Source organism: Agathobaculum sp. TL06 (assembly GCF_054658635.1).
Genome location: NZ_BAAGGY010000011.1, coordinates 97868 through 114674, shown reverse-complemented (window position 1 = coordinate 114674; position 16807 = coordinate 97868). Strand labels below are relative to the sequence as shown.

General features: G+C 61.1%; 14 protein-coding genes and 1 pseudogene. 7 read left to right on the top strand and 8 right to left on the bottom strand.

Annotated elements, in window-relative coordinates; translation table 11 throughout:
• Window positions 1-125 (top strand): annotated as a pseudogene (locus ACYQ3S_RS08455) (acryloyl-CoA reductase electron transfer subunit beta); the annotation flags it as partial.
• Window positions 126-301: 176 nt separating this feature from the next.
• Here the strand turns inward: ACYQ3S_RS08455 and glgX are convergent.
• From glgX to ACYQ3S_RS08440, 3 genes are all read right to left on the bottom strand, one after another.
• Window positions 302-2404, bottom strand: a complete 2103-nt coding sequence (glgX, locus tag ACYQ3S_RS08450; RefSeq protein ID WP_459688461.1) for a glycogen debranching protein GlgX — start codon at window positions 2402-2404, stop codon at window positions 302-304.
• 131 nt (window positions 2405-2535) lie between these two features.
• Window positions 2536-3393, bottom strand: a complete 858-nt coding sequence (gene rfbA / locus ACYQ3S_RS08445; RefSeq protein ID WP_459688459.1) for a glucose-1-phosphate thymidylyltransferase RfbA — start codon at window positions 3391-3393, stop codon at window positions 2536-2538.
• Window positions 3394-3471: 78 nt separating this feature from the next.
• Window positions 3472-3672 carry a helix-turn-helix domain-containing protein gene (locus tag ACYQ3S_RS08440; protein WP_159068166.1) on the bottom strand — a complete coding sequence of 67 codons (201 nt, stop codon included), beginning with the start codon at window positions 3670-3672 and terminating at the stop codon, window positions 3472-3474.
• Window positions 3673-3745: 73 nt separating this feature from the next.
• On the opposite strand from ACYQ3S_RS08440, the gene ACYQ3S_RS08435 reads away from it, so the two are divergent.
• On the top strand, window positions 3746-3991 hold the full coding sequence (locus tag ACYQ3S_RS08435; protein ID WP_459688457.1) for a hypothetical protein: 246 nt from the start codon (window positions 3746-3748) through the stop codon (window positions 3989-3991).
• Window positions 3992-4076: 85 nt separating this feature from the next.
• On the opposite strand, the gene ppdK is transcribed toward ACYQ3S_RS08435, so the two are convergent.
• The 5 genes from ppdK to ACYQ3S_RS08410 all read right to left on the bottom strand — a co-directional run bounded on the left by ppdK (window position 4077) and on the right by ACYQ3S_RS08410 (window position 12719).
• Window positions 4077-6710 (bottom strand): pyruvate, phosphate dikinase, encoded by a 2634-nt coding sequence (ppdK, locus tag ACYQ3S_RS08430; RefSeq protein WP_459688455.1) that lies wholly within the window; start codon window positions 6708-6710, stop codon window positions 4077-4079.
• A gap of 287 nt (window positions 6711-6997) precedes the next feature.
• Window positions 6998-8647: a trypsin-like peptidase domain-containing protein gene (locus ACYQ3S_RS08425; RefSeq protein ID WP_459688453.1), complete on the bottom strand. Its 1650-nt coding sequence runs from the start codon at window positions 8645-8647 to the stop codon at window positions 6998-7000.
• Window positions 8648-8734: 87 nt separating this feature from the next.
• On the bottom strand, window positions 8735-9238 hold the full coding sequence (locus tag ACYQ3S_RS08420) for a flavin reductase family protein (protein WP_459688451.1): 504 nt from the start codon (window positions 9236-9238) through the stop codon (window positions 8735-8737).
• A 78-nt stretch (window positions 9239-9316) separates the two neighbouring features.
• A complete protein-coding gene (locus ACYQ3S_RS08415) occupies window positions 9317-11824 on the bottom strand; it encodes a DNA translocase FtsK (RefSeq protein ID WP_459688450.1) in 2508 nt (835 codons plus the stop codon).
• Between the two features lie 61 nt (window positions 11825-11885).
• Window positions 11886-12719 carry an undecaprenyl-diphosphate phosphatase gene (locus ACYQ3S_RS08410; RefSeq protein ID WP_459688449.1) on the bottom strand — a complete coding sequence of 278 codons (834 nt, stop codon included), beginning with the start codon at window positions 12717-12719 and terminating at the stop codon, window positions 11886-11888.
• Window positions 12720-12999: 280 nt separating this feature from the next.
• On the opposite strand from ACYQ3S_RS08410, the gene ACYQ3S_RS08405 reads away from it, so the two are divergent.
• From ACYQ3S_RS08405 to ACYQ3S_RS08385, 5 genes are read left to right on the top strand one after another with little or no spacing between them, the layout of a single operon-like run.
• The gene (locus ACYQ3S_RS08405; RefSeq protein ID WP_459688470.1) at window positions 13000-13215 is read left to right on the top strand and encodes a hypothetical protein; all 216 of its coding nucleotides are present in this window, start codon (window positions 13000-13002) and stop codon (window positions 13213-13215) included.
• Window positions 13200-14510 carry a terminase large subunit domain-containing protein gene (locus ACYQ3S_RS08400; RefSeq protein WP_459688468.1) on the top strand — a complete coding sequence of 437 codons (1311 nt, stop codon included), beginning with the start codon at window positions 13200-13202 and terminating at the stop codon, window positions 14508-14510. Before ACYQ3S_RS08405 ends, ACYQ3S_RS08400 begins: the two co-directional genes overlap by 16 nt.
• Before the next feature lie 46 nt (window positions 14511-14556).
• Window positions 14557-14766, top strand: a complete 210-nt coding sequence (locus ACYQ3S_RS08395) for a hypothetical protein (RefSeq protein ID WP_459688447.1) — start codon at window positions 14557-14559, stop codon at window positions 14764-14766.
• The gene (locus ACYQ3S_RS08390) at window positions 14756-16312 is read left to right on the top strand and encodes a portal protein (protein ID WP_459688445.1); all 1557 of its coding nucleotides are present in this window, start codon (window positions 14756-14758) and stop codon (window positions 16310-16312) included. Before ACYQ3S_RS08395 ends, ACYQ3S_RS08390 begins: the two co-directional genes overlap by 11 nt.
• Window positions 16290-16799 (top strand): hypothetical protein, encoded by a 510-nt coding sequence (locus tag ACYQ3S_RS08385; RefSeq protein ID WP_390124723.1) that lies wholly within the window; start codon window positions 16290-16292, stop codon window positions 16797-16799. The genes ACYQ3S_RS08390 and ACYQ3S_RS08385 overlap by 23 nt, the downstream gene beginning before the upstream one ends.
• Window positions 16800-16807: the final 8 nt, after the last annotated feature.

Below are 16807 nucleotides of genomic sequence, written 5' to 3'. Positions count from 1 at the left end.
TCGCGGTGAACAAGGCGGATGGCGCGCCGATCTTTGACGTTGCCGACTACGGCATCTGCGGCGACTTGTTCAAGGTTGTTCCCATGATGATCGACGCGATTAAGGCTGCTAAGGCTTCTAAGTAAAAGCGTTTTCACCACCCGCGGAAAACCGCCGCCGCTGTACCTCCTTTTCGGCTCGGGATGTGATCCGCGCCGTATGGCCTGCCGCCGCCTAACGGCAGGCCCCGGCTGCGGCTTTCCGTTGTGTGAAATTGACAAAAAGCCCGCAGAGCTGTGCTCTGCGGGCTTTTTCCTGTTGTTCACCGGCGCTCCGCGGCCACAACCGCCACCGAGCGCGGCCCCAGCGTAAAGCGCGCGCCATCAAACGGGAGATCGGGCGCGAACGGCTCCGCGCAGGAGGTGTGCAGGACAAGCCGCCAGCGAAGCCCCTCCGGCGCCGCGGGCATCTGCTGCTCCCGCGCCTCCCAATAGGCGTTGACCGCAAGCAGTACAAGGTCGTCCGCCGTATTTTCCTCATTCCGGCCCGCGAACAGCACGCCAATCTGCCTGGTTTCCCCCTCCATCCGGCCGTTCCATGCCTCTCCATTATGCAGGGATACGTCCGGCCAGCCGCAGGCCGCGGGACCGGTCGCGGCGCGCAGCACCGGATGCGCTTTCCGCAGCGCGATCATCTGCTGCACAAACCGGAACAGATCCTGGTTCTGTTCCAGCCGCCCCCAATCCAGCCAGGAGACTTCGTTATCCTGGCAATAGGCGTTGTTATTGCCGAACTGTGTGTTTCCGAACTCGTCGCCAGCCAGGAACATCGCCGCGCCGCGGCTGCAAAGCAGCACGGCAAACGCGTTTTTGCGCAGGCGGTCGCGCAGCGCCAGCACCGCCGGCTCGTCCGTCTCCCCCTCCGCGCCGCAGTTCCAGCTATTGTTGTCATTCGCGCCGTCCGTATTCCCCCAACCGTTCGCCTCATTATGCTTCTGATTATAGGCATACAGGTCGTACAGGGTAAAGCCGTCGTGGCAGGTCAGGAAATTGACCGAGGCGTTCTGCCGCTTATCCGGCGGATACAGGTCGGGCGAGCCGCAGATACGCTGCACCGCTGCCTGCGCCAGTCCGGCGTCGCCCTTGAGGAAGCGGCGCAGGTCGTCGCGGTATTTCCCGTTCCATTCCGCCCAGCGGTTCCAGGAGGGGAACGAACCAACCTGATACATGCCGCCCGCGTCCCAGGCCTCTGCGATCAGCTTGACGCGCCCCAGAATCGGATCGAACGCCAGACTTTCGAGCAGCGGCGGCTCGGACAGCGGGCCGCCATCCTCATCGCGCCCCAGGATGCTCGCCAGGTCGAAGCGGAACCCGTCCACACGGTATTCGACCACCCAGTAGCGCAGGCAGTCCAGAATAAACTGCCGCACAGTCGGGTGATTGCAGTTGAGCGTATTGCCGACGCCGGAAAAATTATAGTACCGCCCGTCCGGCGTGAGCATGTAATACACATTATTGTCCAGCCCCTTGAACGAGAAAAACGGCCCCCGCTCGTCGCCCTCCGCGGTATGGTTGAACACCACGTCCAGAATGACCTCGATGCCGTTCGCATTCAGCGTGCGGATCAGCGTTTTCAGTTCGGTCCCCTCGCGGTTGAACTCGACCGCCGCCGTATACCCTGTGTTGGGCGCAAAAAAGCACACGGTATTATAGCCCCAGTAGTTGAGCAGCGTCCGGCCGTCCACCACGCGCTCCTCGGCCAACTCGTCGAATTCAAACACCGGCATCAGCTCGACCGCGTTTATGCCGAGCGCTTTCAGGTAGGGTATTTTTTCCAGCAGGCCGGCGAAAGTCCCCGGGTGCGCCACACCGGACGACGGATGGCGCGTAAAGCCGCGCACATGCATCTCATAAATCACCATATCCTGAAACGGGATATGCGGGTCGCTGAAATCGCCCCAATCGAACGCATCCTCGACCACGCGGGCGTGATACGCCGTTTCCGCTGCGGGCTTCTCCCCCCACCGGCTCTGTCCGGTGACCGCGCGGGCATAGGGGTCGAGCAGGAAGCGCGTCCTGTCAAACAGCAGCCCGCGGGCGGGGTCATACGGCCCGTCCATCCGGTAGGCATATTCAAACTCCGTGATCTCCAGACCAAACACGATCATCGACCAGGTGTTTCCGATGCGGCAGCTATCCGGAAACGGCAAAACCGCATACGGTTGCTGTTCGGTGCGCCGGAACAGGCACAGCTCGCAGCGGACCGCGCCGATCGAATGGATGGTGAAGCTGACGCCGCCCGGCACGGGCGTTGCGCCGTTAAGCAGGAACAGGCCGGGCCGCACGGCGAAGCCGCACACGGTTCCGGTCGCGCGCAGGGGCTGGACAGCCACCGGCTGCGCGGGATGTATGGTTTTCTCGGTCATGGGTTCCCTCCTTGGGCTGGCGGACGGATGCTTATGGATTCAGTATACCCCGCCGGAACGCTTTTGTCCACCGCACAGGGCAAACAAAAAGCCGCCGGAAAAATTCCGGCGGCTTTGCCGCAGGGCGGCGCTTACAGGCATTGCAGGTATTGCCCGTACAGCGTCTTATCCAAATCAGATGCAAGGCGCATGAGCGCCTGGTGGGAAATGTAGCCGCGCTGGTACGCGATCTCCTCCAGGCAGGCGATATAGCGGCCAGTTTCATCCTGCACGCGCTTGACCTCCTGCGCGGAGCCCAGCAGGTTTTCCGCGGTACCCGCGTCCAGCCATACAAAATCGCGGTCAAACTTGACCACATGCAGCTTGCCGCGGCGCAGGTATTCCAGATTGACGTCCGTGATTTCCAGCTCGCCGCGCGCGGAGGGCTTGAGGGCGTGCGCAATCTCCATCACGTCGTTATCATAGAAGTACAGGCCTGGGATGATATAGTTGGATTTGGGATAGCGCGGCTTCTCCTCAATGGAGACCGCGTTGCCCGCCTCGTCAAATTCCACAACGCCGAACGCGCGCGGGTCGTTCACATAATGTCCGAACACACAAGCGCCCTCCCCCAATGCGAGCGCGCGGTTCAGGTAATCCTCAAAAAACGGGGAATAGAAAATATTATCCCCCAGCACCAGGCAGACATCGTCCTTTCCGATGAACTGCTCGCCGATCAGCAGCGCGTCCGCGATGCCGCGCGCGACCTCCTGCACCTCATAGGTGATATTGACGCCGAAGCGCCCGCCCGACCCCAACAGGCGGTAAAACGGCCCTTCCTCTCCGGGCGGAATGATAATCAGGATATCGCGTATGCCAGCCTGCAGCAGCACGGCCAGCGGATAATAGATCATCGGCTTATCATAGACGGGCAGCAGCGGCTTGCAAACCGGCCGCGTCATGGGGTAAAGGCGCGAGCCTTTGCCCGCGGCAAGAATAATTCCTTTCATATGGCGTTCCTCTATCTTTGTTCTGATATTGCAGGAATATTATAGCATCTCCGCATGGAGATTTCCACCCGAATCCCTTTATTCATCAAATCCCAGTGCTTCATCGGGCGTGATGCACAGCAGGCGGCAGATTGCGGCAAACGTTTCCACATCCATTTTGTTTTTTCGTGTCTCGTACATGCTATAGGTTGATTTTCCCAATCCCAGCGCCGCGCTTACGTCTGTTTGACGCAGCCCAATTTCCTTACGCCTTTTGCGAAACCTGTCCAAATAATCCATAGCTTCTCCCTCTTGACAAATCATGTTTTATGATTTATAATAATCTCACGATACATGAAATAAGGCGATTTTTATGATACCAAATACGGAAGACCTCTTTGCCCACTACTGCACACACGGGTTGACCATGCCAGACGACTTTACCAAGGCGCCTGCTTTTCTGATACTCAAAAATCAGCTTTCGCCCGAACAAACGCGGCAGTTGTCCGCATTATTGGATGAACAGGCGCTCACATTCTGCGATTATGCCTATCAGTGCTTCCAACAGGGCATCCGGTTTGCCCTGTCCCTGATGCAGCAGCTCTACCCGCCGGAATAGGCATACTTTTATTCATTATAGCAAAGCCCGCCCATATATGCAACGGAAAAAGCCCCTCCAGATGGAGGGGCTTTTTTATCGGCTTTTACGCCTTTCCAAGCTCCTTGACGCGCGCCTGCGCCGCCGCCAGACGGGCGATCGGAACGCGGAACGGCGAGCAGGAAACATAGTTCAGGCCCACATTGTGGCAGAACTCGACCGAGGACAGGTCGCCGCCGTGTTCACCGCAGATACCGAGCTTGATATCCGGACGGACCTTCTTGCCGTTTTCGACCGCCATCTTTACCAGACGGCCTACGCCATGCTGGTCCAGACGGGCAAACGGGTCGGATTCCAGAATCTTCTTGTCAAAATATGTCTCCAGGATGCGGCCCACGTCGTCGCGCGAGAAGCCGTAGGTCATCTGGGTCAGGTCGTTGGTGCCGAACGAGAAGAACTCGGCTTCCTCCGCGATCTCGTCCGCGGTCACAGCCGCGCGCGGCGTTTCGATCATCGTGCCGACCATATACTTCATCTTCAGACCGGAAGCCTCGATCAGCTCGTCAGCCTTGGCCTTGATGATCTTCTTGACAAAGCGCAGCTCGTTGATCTCGGATACCAGCGGCACCATGATTTCGGGCGTGATGTGCAGGCCGTCTTCCTTCCAGACGTTGATCGCGGCGGAAATGATCGCCTCGGTCTGCATCTCGGCGATTTCCGGATACAGCACGTCCAGACGGCAGCCGCGGGTGCCGAGCATGGGGTTGAACTCATGCAGGTCTTCCACCTTGGCCTTGAGCTTTTCAAAGGTAATGCCCATTTCGCCCGCCAGCTCGCGGATATCGTCGTCCTCCTGCGGCAGGAACTCATGCAGCGGGGGATCGAGCAGGCGAATGGTTACCGGCAGGCCGCCCATCGCGCGGTAAATACCCTCAAAGTCGCCGCGCTGCATGGGCAGAATCTTGGCGAGCGCCGCCTTGCGCTGTTCAACCGTGTCGGACACGATCATCTCGCGGACCGCCTTGATGCGCTCCGGCTCGAAGAACATATGCTCGGTGCGGCAGAGTCCGATGCCCTCGGCGCCGAACTTGCGCGCCTGCGTTGCATCGCGCGGGGTATCGCCGTTCGTGCGGACGTTCAGGGTACGGATCTCGTCCGCCCAGCCCATGAAGCGGCCGAAATCGCCGGTCAGCTCCGCGTCCTGTGTTTCGATCTTGCCGAGGTATACGTTGCCGGTCGAGCCGTCGAGCGAGATGAAGTCGCCCTCGTGTACGACCGTCCCATCGGCAAAGGTGAGCGTCTTGTCCGCCTCGGAAACCTTGATGCCGTTGACGCCGGCGACACAGCAGGTACCCATGCCGCGCGCAACAACCGCCGCGTGCGAGGTCATGCCGCCGCGCGCGGTCATGATGCCCTCGGAAACCGCCATGCCGTCGATATCCTCCGGCGAGGTTTCCTGACGCACCAGGACGACCTTGAGGCCGGTCTTGTGTGCTTTCGCCGCTTCCTCCGCCGTGAAATAGACCGCGCCACAGGCCGCGCCGGGGGATGCCGGCAGGCCGGTCGTGATCGGGGTCGCCGCCTGAAGCGCGGCGGGAACAAACGTCGGGTGCAGCAGAGCGTCGAGCTGCTTGGGCTCGACCTTCATGATGGCCTGCTCCTTGGTGCAGACGCCTTCGTCCACCAGGTCGACCGCGACCTTGAGCGCCGCCTGCGCGGTGCGCTTGCCGTTACGGGTCTGGAGCATGTAGAGCTTGCCGTTTTCAATAGTGAACTCCATATCCTGCATGTCGCCGTAGTGCTGCTCCAGGCGGGAGGAGATGTCCACAAACTGCTGGTAAACCTCCGGCATGGTATCGGCCAGCGCGGAGATCGGCTGCGGGGTGCGGATGCCGGCCACGACGTCCTCGCCCTGCGCGTTCATCAGGAATTCGCCGTACAGCTTCTTTTCGCCGGTCGCCGGATTGCGGGTGAACGCAACGCCCGTACCGGAGGTGTCGCCCATGTTGCCGAACACCATGGACTGCACGTTGACCGCGGTACCCCAGGAATGCGGAATATCGTTCATGCGGCGGTAGGTATTCGCGCGCGGGTTATCCCACGAACGGAATACCGCGCGGACCGCTTCCATAAGCTGCTTTTTGGGATCCTGCGGGAAATCCTCGCCGAGCGACTTCTTGTAGTGATCCTTGAACAGGACGATCAGCTCGCTCATATCGTCCGCGTCCAGCTCATTGTCCAGCTTAACGCCCTTTTTGTCCTTAACCTGGTCGATGAAGGTTTCAAAGGTGGACTTGGGCAGCTCCATCACAACGTCCGAGAACATCTGGATGAAACGGCGGTAGGAGTCGCGCGCGAAACGCGGGTTATTGGTCAGCTTCGCAACCGCTTCGCAGATCTCGTCGTTCATGCCGAGGTTGAGGATGGTGTCCATCATGCCGGGCATGGAAGCGCGCGCACCCGAGCGGACGGATACCAGCAGCGGGCGGTCGGGATCGCCGAGCGTTTTGCCCGTGACTTTTTCCAGTTTATCGAGGTACTCCATGATCTGCTCCTGGATATCCGGATAGATCGTTTTTCCGTCCTCATAATACCGGGTGCAGGCCTCGGTCGTGATGGTGAAACCCTGGGGAACAGGCATGCCCAGTCCGGTCATCTCCGCCAGATTGGCGCCCTTTCCGCCGAGCAGTTCACGCATTTTGCCGTTGCCTTCCGGGAACATGTAAACATACTTCTTCATTTGGGTCTTCTCCTCCATTTCGTTTCTGTGCTCTCCACACACTTCACTCACGCAAAGATATTATATCATGCGGGGCGCTTCGTGTTCTATTGTGGGATTTCACCGATTTACCAAAGCTATATTGTGCAAAATGACGGTAAAATATGAAAGTTTCTCCATGCTGCGGCTTTTTATTTCTCCGTTTTTTGCATAATCCATCCTTTTTCCGACAAATCATTTTGCTTTTTTGACGGTTTCCCGTTTTTATTTCCCTTTTTGTGAAATGATACAGCGTTGACGCAGAAAATTCATCTCCGCCCGCATCCTGCGCAAATGCCTGCAAAAAAACCGGCGGCCTGAGGCAGACCGCCGATCAAGTTGGAATGAAGTCCGGTTACGACCACCGCAAGAACATCGTATCCCTGATAGGTCGTTTGATAAAGCTGCACGGAATACAGATATCCGGCCGAGGAGGTGAACGCATCTCCGGAAAACAGGTAAAATGTATTTTCGTTCAGCGCCGCATAGTACTGCAGCAGCTTTTGCTGCTCGTCCGGCATGTCGGACATCTTATAATAAAAATAGCTTCCCCCAAAGGAGGGGTTCCGATCGCGCGACCACGCGAACAGGGGTACGCCGGTCACTTTGCTGAAATCCGGCACCGGATACAGCCCCGCGTAGCAGCGGGATGCCGCCGGACGGTGCGCGTCCGTATAGGCGGCGACGCTTACCGCCTCGCTGCCGTTCAGTTCCTCCAGCGCGGTGATCGGCACGGAGAACGACGGCTTGCCGCCGGATTGGCTGCTGACCGTGATGCCGACCAGCCTTCCGGCGCTGTCCACCAGCGCGCCGCCGGAATTGCCGCTGATGACCGAGGCGCTGCTCTCGATCATGGGCGTTGTGTAATCCGTATTATAGGGGTCGATCACCGTTCCCTGCGTCAGCTTCGCCCTTCCGCCGCCGGGATAGCCGAGCGCATACACCGTATCGCCCGCCTGCACCGTTTCCGCAGTCTGCAGGTACGGCAGGCCGCTCCCCTCAAGCTGGATATGCGCGATGTCCATATCCGCGTTCAGGTCATATATGCTGACCTCATGGCGTGTGCCGTCCGTCAGCTCCGCGACCAGGCGGTACACGCCGTTTACCACATGCCCGCAGGTGACCGCGTCTCCGTCCGGCCCGATCAGCACGCCGCTGCCCATGCCGAGCAGGCTTCCTTTCGCATCATAGGAGTACAGCTTGAACACCGCGGGCATGCAGTACGCCATCGCCTCGTCCGCGGTCAGCGTCTCCCTTACCTCCAGCGTAACCGTCTGCCGCAGCGCCGGCTCTACCATGCGCGTCACGATCGCGGCAGCTTCGCTGCGCTTGATGGTGCTGTCCGGCAAAAGCCGGCCGGCTGCGTCCGAGCCGGTCAGGACGCCCGCTCGGTACAGCAGATAGGCCGCATCGGCGTAATACGCCCCCTCCGGCACATCGGGGATCGCCCCGTCCTCCACGAAATTGACTGATTCGAGCGCTTCCTCCGGAAAAGCCTTCGCCAGCACGTCCGCGAACGCGCCGCGGGTCGCCGCCGCTTCATAGCTTTCCAGCGGCGCGGACAGGATGCCGTTTTCCAGCGCGTATACCGCATAAACCGCATACCACGGAGAGGAGGCCGCAAAGTCCGCCGTGCCGTTCTGGTAAATGCTGTGCAGGCAGGCCGCCAGCTTGACCGCTTCCGCCATCGTGAGGCTGCTGTCCGGCGCAAAGGACGTTTGCGAAACGCCGTTGACCAGGCCGTATTCATAGGCCAGCTCCACGTTTTCCGCATACCAGGCGTCAGACGGCACATCCGCAAACTGGCCGGTATAGGGCTGCTGTTCGGTAAAGTTCTCATAGCCTGCGAACGCCGGCGCGGGCAGTACGCCCAACGCCAGCACAGCGCACAGAAGCAGGCTGAGCAGTTTTCTTTTCACAGATGGTTTCCTCCGGTTCCGGTTGTTTTCTTTTTCAGTATACGCCCGGCACCCTGTCGATTTTGTGAACAGTCTGTAGAGATTTGATTAACCTTTGTACGCCGCAACGATCTCGCCGATATACATGGCATGGAAATCGCGGTTCGCATAGTTCTTATCCAGAATCTCCTGCTGCAGAATATCCTCCGGCGCAATCTCGCTCCGGCAGCGCTTGCGGCAGACAAGCACGAGCGCCGCCTCCGCAAACGTCGGCTGCCCCTCCACAAACACCGGCGTCAGGCCGCTGTCGTGCATTTTATCCATGTCCCGTCCGGACTTGGTACCCATCAGGTTCAGGGCTTCGCGGTGTCCATCTTGTAAAAATGTCAGTGTAAAATACTCACTGTTGTCAACAAATTCCTTTGTATACCGGCTGTGGCGGATATAGCAGGTTGCGGAGGGCTTGCCCCATATCACGCCCACGCCGCCCCAGCTTGCGGTCATGGTGTTCCACTTGTCTTCCGTCCCTGCGGAAATCAGCATCCACTGCTTACCGATCATCTCGAACGGGTTAAACGACTGCTCTGCAATATTGATCTTGGTCAAAGACATAATAAACCCTCCTGTTGGAAATTAAAAATGAACAACGGGGAAATACGCGGCAGTCCCCTTTTGAGGGGAGGCGCGGCTTCAATCGAGCGGCGTATGCCGCCGCAGCTTCATTTCCTGCCACTCCTCTTTGGAAATCAGGATTTGGCGCGGCTTGGAACCCTCGAACGGACCGATGATGCCGCGCTCCTCGATCTGGTCGATGATGCGCGCGGCGCGGGAATAGCCGAGCTTCAGACGGCGCTGCAGCATGGAGGTGGACGCCTGGCGGCAATCCATAATCACATCGATCGCCTCCTCGATCATATCGTCCTCTTCCTCGCCCGGGTCGCCGGAGGCGCCGCCCTTGCCCTCCGCCTGCTCCGCCTGGCGCTCAATATGTTCGAGTATCTCTTCATTATATTCGGCTGTGCTTGTCTCCTTGATATGCGCGATCACCGCTTCGATCTCATCCGACGAAATAAAGCAGCCCTGCACGCGCGTGGGCTTGCCCTCTCCCAGCGGGGCGTACAACATGTCGCCTTTGCCGATCAGCTTTTCCGCGCCGGTCGTATCCAGGATAATGCGGGATTCGATCTGGCTGGCCACCGCGAACGCGATGCGGGACGGGATATTGGCCTTCATGATGCCGGTAATGACATCGGCCGACGGACGCTGGGTCGCGACTACCAGATGCATGCCCGCCGCGCGCGCCTTCTGCGCGATGCGGCAGATCGAGGTCTCGACCTCCTTGGCCGCGACCATCATCAGGTCTGCCAGCTCGTCGATGACAATGACGATCTGCGGGAGGACCTGATACTGCTCGGGCGCGCCGCCCTCCTCCTGCTCCGCCTTCGCCCGCTCGGCGCGCATCAGGTCGTTATAGCCGACCAGGTTGCGCACCTGATGGTCCGCGAACAGCTTATAGCGGCGCTCCATCTCGCCCACCGCCCAGTTGAGTGCGCCCGCCGCCTTCTTGGGGTCGGTCACGACCGGAATCAGCAGGTGCGGGATGCCGTTGTAATTACCCAGCTCGACCATCTTGGGATCGACCATAATCAGCCGGACTTCCTCGGGCGTGGACTTGTACAGCAGCGAGATCAGCATGGAATTGATGCACACGGATTTGCCCGATCCGGTGGTACCCGCAATCAGCATATGCGGCATTTTCGCAATATCGCCGATCACCGGCTTGCCGGTGATGTCCTTGCCCACGGCAAAGGACAGGCGGCTGCGCGCGTTGGTGAACGCCGGCGAAGCGATACACTCGCGGATGAACACGGTATTGACCGCTTTGTTCGGCACCTCGATGCCGACCGCGATCTTATCCGGTATGGGCGCGATGCGGACGGATACCGCGCCGAGCGACAGCGCGATATCATCCGACAGCGCGGTGATGCGGGAGATCTTAATGCCGCGCGGGATGGTCAGCTCGAACCGCGTGACCGAGGGGCCGCGCACAATGCCGATGATCTGCGCGTCGATATTGAACGACTGCAGGGTGTCGATCAGGCATTCGGAATTTTCCCGCAGCTCGGCTTCCGCGCCCGCCGCCGATGCCCGCTTGCCCTGCGCCAGCAGCTCGATCGGCGGATAATCGTAAACCGGAACCGGCGCTTTCTGGCTCTCGTCCATCTGCTCGCTCAGCGCCGCCTGCTCCTGCTCCCCGATCTTTTCCGCCTTCTTCGGCGCCTGCTCCGCCTCCGCCGGCGCTTCCTCTTCCTCCGGTTTATTCTCCACCAGGTCCATGATGCTGACCTGCTCGCCCGTCGTTTCCTCCTTGAGCGAACGCAGGTATTCATCCGGTGCGATCGGCTTACCGCCGTGCATGCGGCGCGGCGGCGCGTCCGGAGCCTCGCCCGGCTTGTCCTCGCCCGGCGGCTCGACGTCCAGCGGGATATCAATATTCACCTTGCGGCGCGCGGCGCGCCGCTCCTCCCGTTTCTGCGCATGGACGGCGGCTACCTCATGCACATTGGGCAGCTTAGCCGGCGCCTCGTAGCGCTCGCGCTCCTCCTCGTCCTCATATTCATACGCCGGGGGGCGGAACATATCCATCAACGCCTGCGGCGTGATGCGGCAGGCGGCCAGCAGCGCCGCAACCAGCAGCAGCAGCAAAACCAGCAGCGCGCCGATCGAGGACAGCGCCCACTCAAACACCATATACAGGCCGCCGGACAGCAGGCCGCCGGATTTCATCTCCATGCCGGACTTCAGCAGGCCGGACAGGGTGCTCATGGAGAACGCATATTCATTGGCGCAGGTGATTGCATGCACGATGCCGCCCGCCAGCACGGGCAGCAGGGCGATGCAGCAGCCCCGCAGGCGCACCGGCCCTTTGCGACGCGCGATCAGAAGCGCCGCCAGCCCCAGCAGGGCGAACGGCAGCACATAGCTGCCTGTCCCGATCAGCGCGCCAATCCCCCGATGCAGGGCGTCCAGCACGACCCCATCGATCGGCAGCAGCGACAGCAGGCACAGCAGCCCCGCCACGCCCCAGATCGCGCCCCAAGCCGCGCGCGGCAGAAGCGTCTCCGGCTCGGGCGCGCGGCGCGCGGCCGCTTTCCCGCGCGGCGCGCTTTTTTTGGTTGTGGTTTTTCTTGCAGCCAAATTATTGAAACCTCTCTTCCGTTCTCTTTTCCATACCGCGGCAGGCCCCGCAGCGGAACGGTCAGACCACCATCCGGATCAGGCTGACAACGATCGTGATCGTACCGATCAGCGTGCAGTACACCACGAACGGGCGGAAGTTGCCCCGCTTGGACACAAACCGCACCATGCGGATCGCCGCCAGGCCGGATACCATCGCCACCAGGATGCCTACGATGTAGCAGGCGAGCGAAACCTCGCCCATCGTCGACGGATCGCGGATCACGTCGACCAGTTCCAGAATATTTGCGCCCAGAATGACGGGCAGCGACATGATAAACGCGAACCGCACGGAAAACTCGCGCGAAAAGCCGCGGAACAGGCCGGTACACATGGTGGTACCCGAGCGCGACAGGCCGGGCAGCACCGCGAAGCACTGGCCGATGCCGACGATCAGCGCATCCAGCCAGGTCGCATTCTTTTCCGTCTTATGCTTTTTCGGCGCCTTTTCCGACAGGAACAGGATCGCCGCCGTGACCAGAAGCATCAGCCCGACGACCAGGGACGAGGAGAACGCGCCCTCGATCTTGCTTTTGATCGGCAGGATGGCGAACATCGGCAGAATCGTAATCAGCAGCATGATGATAAAACGGCGGTAGGGATGGCCGTTGATCCGGAAGCCGTCCTTGATCCAGGCGAAAAATTCAAGGAACAGCTCCCTGATATCGCTCCAGAACGCAACGACAACCGACAGCAGCGTGCCAAAGTGCAGCAGCACATTAAACAGCATGTAATTCGTTTCTATCCCGTCCCCAAAAATCGTCTGGGCGAGCACCAAATGGCCGGACGAGGAAACGGGTAAAAACTCGGTCAGGCCCTGTACCAGACCCAGCAGAACGGCGAACCATAAACTCATTCTTTTTCTCCTCTCGGTGGGGCGAATTTTACATACGGTTTTATTATAGCATATCTCCGTGTCAGATACCACCAAATTTAGCAAAATACCGCCGTGTATTCGCAGGCCCGCCGCCTTTGCGCGAGGGCTGCGCCGCTTTCCGCCGCCACGCCCGCAAAAGGGTTATTTTTTTCACGTCCCGCAAAATCGAACATTTGTTCTTGACTTTTGCAGAGGATTCTCCTATTCTATGCCCTGCGGGAAAGTAAGCGACTCTATCCCCAAAGGAGGCGATGCCATTGTGCGAAAAAAGAACCATCCGGACGAGCTGATCCGGATGCTGTACGAGATCGCGGACGACGCGGAAGCGCCCGCGAACAGCCGCCTGACCGCGATCCGCGAGATTCTCGACCGGACGGTCGGCAAGGGGGCGCTGCTGGACGGCGCGGAGGCCGAGCCGCCCGCGCCGGTCGAGATCGTGTTCCAAATCGTGGACGCACGATCGAATACGAAATAACCCCGCGGCAGGCGGCGTTCATCCGGTCGGAGGCGTTTGAAACGCTGTTCGGCGGCGCGGCGGGCGGCGGCAAAAGCCACGGCCAGCTTTTGGACGCGCTGCGCTTCGCGGTGCTGTATCCGGCCTCGCGGCAGCTCATGCTGCGGCGCACCCTGCCCGAGCTGGACCGCTCGCTCGTACCCGCGTCGCTGCGGCTGTTCCCGCAGGCGGCCGCGTCCTACAAGGTGAGCGAGCACCTGTGGCAGTTCGTCAACGGCTCGGTGCTGGAATTCGGCTACTGTGATGCGGAGAGCGACGTGACCCGTTATCAGTCCGCCGAATACGATGTGATCCGCTTCGACGAGCTGACCCACTTCACGGAAAGCCAGTTCACCTACCTGCTCTCCCGCGTGCGGGGCGCGAACGGTTATCCCAAGCAGGTCAAATCCACCACCAACCCGGGCGGCGTGGGACATCACTGGGTCAAGGCGCGGTACATCGACCCCATGCCGCCCGACATCGTATACGAATGCGGCGGCGGCACGCGGCTGTTCCTGCCTGCGCGGCTGGCGGACAACCCATTTCTGCAGCAGGCGGACGCGGGATATGAAAAACGGCTGCGGCTGCTCGCCCCGCACGACCGCAAAGCCCTGCTCGACGGCGTGTGGGAGCTGGACGAGGGACGGTATTTCAGCGAGTTTTCCGCCGAGCGGCACGTCACGCCGCCGCACCCCATCCCCAAGGACTGGCGGCGTTACCTGACGATCGACTACGGGCTGGATATGCTCGCCGCGCTGTGGATCGCGCAAAGTCCGGATGGATACAGCATAGTATACAGAGAGTTATATCAATCCGGTTTGATTATCTCAGAAGCGGCGGCGGCCATTCTGAACTGCGAGCCGGCGGGCGAGCGCATCGACTGCCGTCTGGCCCCGCCCGACCTGTGGAACCGGCGGCAGGAGACCGGCAAAAGCGCGGTGGAGCTGTTCGCGGACTGCGGGCTGGACTTCGACAAAAGCAGTAACGAGCGCGTTGCCGGCTGGCTGGCGCTGCACGAGCTGCTCGCCCCGCGTCGGGACGCGCAGGGCGGGCTGCGCCCCCGCCTGACCATCTTCGACACCTGCCGCAACCTGATCCGCACCCTGCCCGCTCTGCAGCACGATAAGCGCAATCCGTCCGACACGGCGAACACGCCGCACGAGCTGACCCACGCGCCGGACGCGCTGCGCGGCTATGCCGCGACCGTGTACGAGCCGCCCCAGCCCGCGCCGCCGACCCTGTATGACTGCGAGGTGGGAGCGTTTTTGCGGTACTGAACCAGAATGGGGAATCACTGTCCCCATTCCAGAAAAGGAGGACACTATGGAACTATTATGTTACTGCATCGGCGCCGCCCTGCTGGTGCTGACCGGCGCGGTCATATCCGGCGGGCTGCCGCTGCCCGCCCCGCCCTGGCGGGAGGACGGGCGCGGCCGCAGCGGCGATGCGCCGGACGCAGCCGGAGACGCGCTCAGCCGCGACCTGGCCGCGCTGATGGCCTACGGACGGGAGGAGGATGACCATGCGGTTTGACCCCTCGCCCGCCGCGATCTGGCAAAAGTACGAGCGCGACCGCGACTACAAACGCTCGATCGGCCTGTATGACCGCGTGCGCCGCAACGAGGCCTTCTACCTCGGCCGCCAATGGGAGGGGCTGCGCGTCCAGTCGCTCGACCCGCTGATCTTCAATGTGCTGCGGCGCTGCGTCAACCTGTTCGTGTCCATGCTGGTATCGGACGATGTGGCGGTACGCGCGCAGCCGTTCGACATGGACAGCGCAGGCCGCCGGACCGCCCGTATCCTGGAGCGCGCGTTCGCGTCCGCGATCGAGCGGTCGGGCGTCAAGGCGCTCGGACGGCCGCTGCTCAAAAACGCCTGTGTGGACGGCGATGCATGCTTCTATCTCCACTTCGATCCCGCGCTTGAGACCGGTCAGGCGGTCAAAGGCGATATCGCGGCAGAGCTGATCGACTCGACCAATATCTGCTTCGGCAACCCTGCCTGCGACGAGGTGCAGCGCCAGCCCTACCTCATCCTCGCCATGCGGCGCGATGTGGACGAGGTCAAAAAGGAGGCGCGGGAAAACGGCATGGGCGCGGACGAGGCCGAGGCCATCCGACCGGACGACGACACGGACCGCCTGCGCTGCCGCCTGCACGGCGATAGCGACCGCGTAACCGTACTGCTGCACATGCGAAAGACCGAGCACGGCGTGGCCTTCCTCAAGACCACGCGCACCGCGACCGTGATGTGCGAAAAGGAGCTGCCCTACCGCTACTATCCGGTGACCCATCTGTGCTGGAACCGTGTGCGCGGCTCGTGCCACGGCGAAAGCCCGCTGACCGAAGCCATCCCCAACCAGATCGCCATTAACAAGCTGTACTCGATGTATGTGCAGTGCATCAAGCAGGTGGCCTTCCCCAAGATTATCTACGACATGACCCGCTTCCCGAACGGGTGGTCGAACGACGTGGGCAAGGCGGTCGGCATGCGCGGCGACCCGAACACCGCGATTGCGGCCGCGTTCAAGGCGCCCGATATCTCCGGCCAAGTGCTCGGTCTGCTGAAGCAGATGATGACCGACACCGCCGAGCTGATGGGCGCGAGCGAGGCCGCGCTCGGCACGGTCAAGCCGGACAACACCTCGGCCATCGTCGCAGTGCAGAACGCGACCGCCGCCCCGCTTGAGCTGACCAAAATGGAGTTCTACCGCTTCACCGAGGACTGGGCGCGCATCTTCCTCGACCTGATGGGCGCGCATTACGGGGTGCGTACGGTCGTCGTACCGGATGAGGACGGCGGCGAACCGCAGCGGCAGTCCTTCGATTTTTCCACGCTCGCCGGGCTGGATATGCGCCTGCAGGTGGACGTGGGCGCGGCGAGCTACTGGTCCGAGACCATGCAGACCATGACCAACGACCACCTGCTCGAGAGCGGTGTCATCACCGACCCGCTCGTTTATCTGGAAAACGTGCCTGACTATCAGGTGCGCGGCAAACACGACCTGCTGCACGCGCTGCGCATGCAGCGGCAGCAGCAAAAGGAGGCAAATGCAAATGCAGAACAAGACCAGACCTGACAGCCGTCCGGCGCAGCCGCTCCCGCAGGAGACGGGAGCAGCTGCATCCAACCCATTCTCCCCCGATACCGCCCAGTCCGCGCCCCCCGCCGCACAAACCTTTCCCGTGCCGGTGGACGGGCAGACCGTAGAGCTGACGCTGGAGGAGCTGATCCAGGCGGCAAGCCTGGGGCTGTCCAAACAGAACGCCTATGTGCGCCGCAACCGCGCCGCGAACGGCATGCCCAACGGGCAGATCTACGCGGCGTTCGTGGAGGAATATCCCGAGGTCAAGCCCGAGGACATCCCACAGCAGGTATGGGAATGGGCGCAGCAGGAAGGCTCGCTGGTCTCCGCTTACCGCAAGTGGGAGATCCTGGAGCTCAAGGACGAGCTGGCGGCGCTGGAAATGAACCAGAAAAACCGCCGCGCGGCGGTCGGGCCGGCGCAGTCGGACGGCGAGCCAGCGGGCGTCGATCCCGTGACTTTAGCACTGCTCGGCAAATAAACATATCG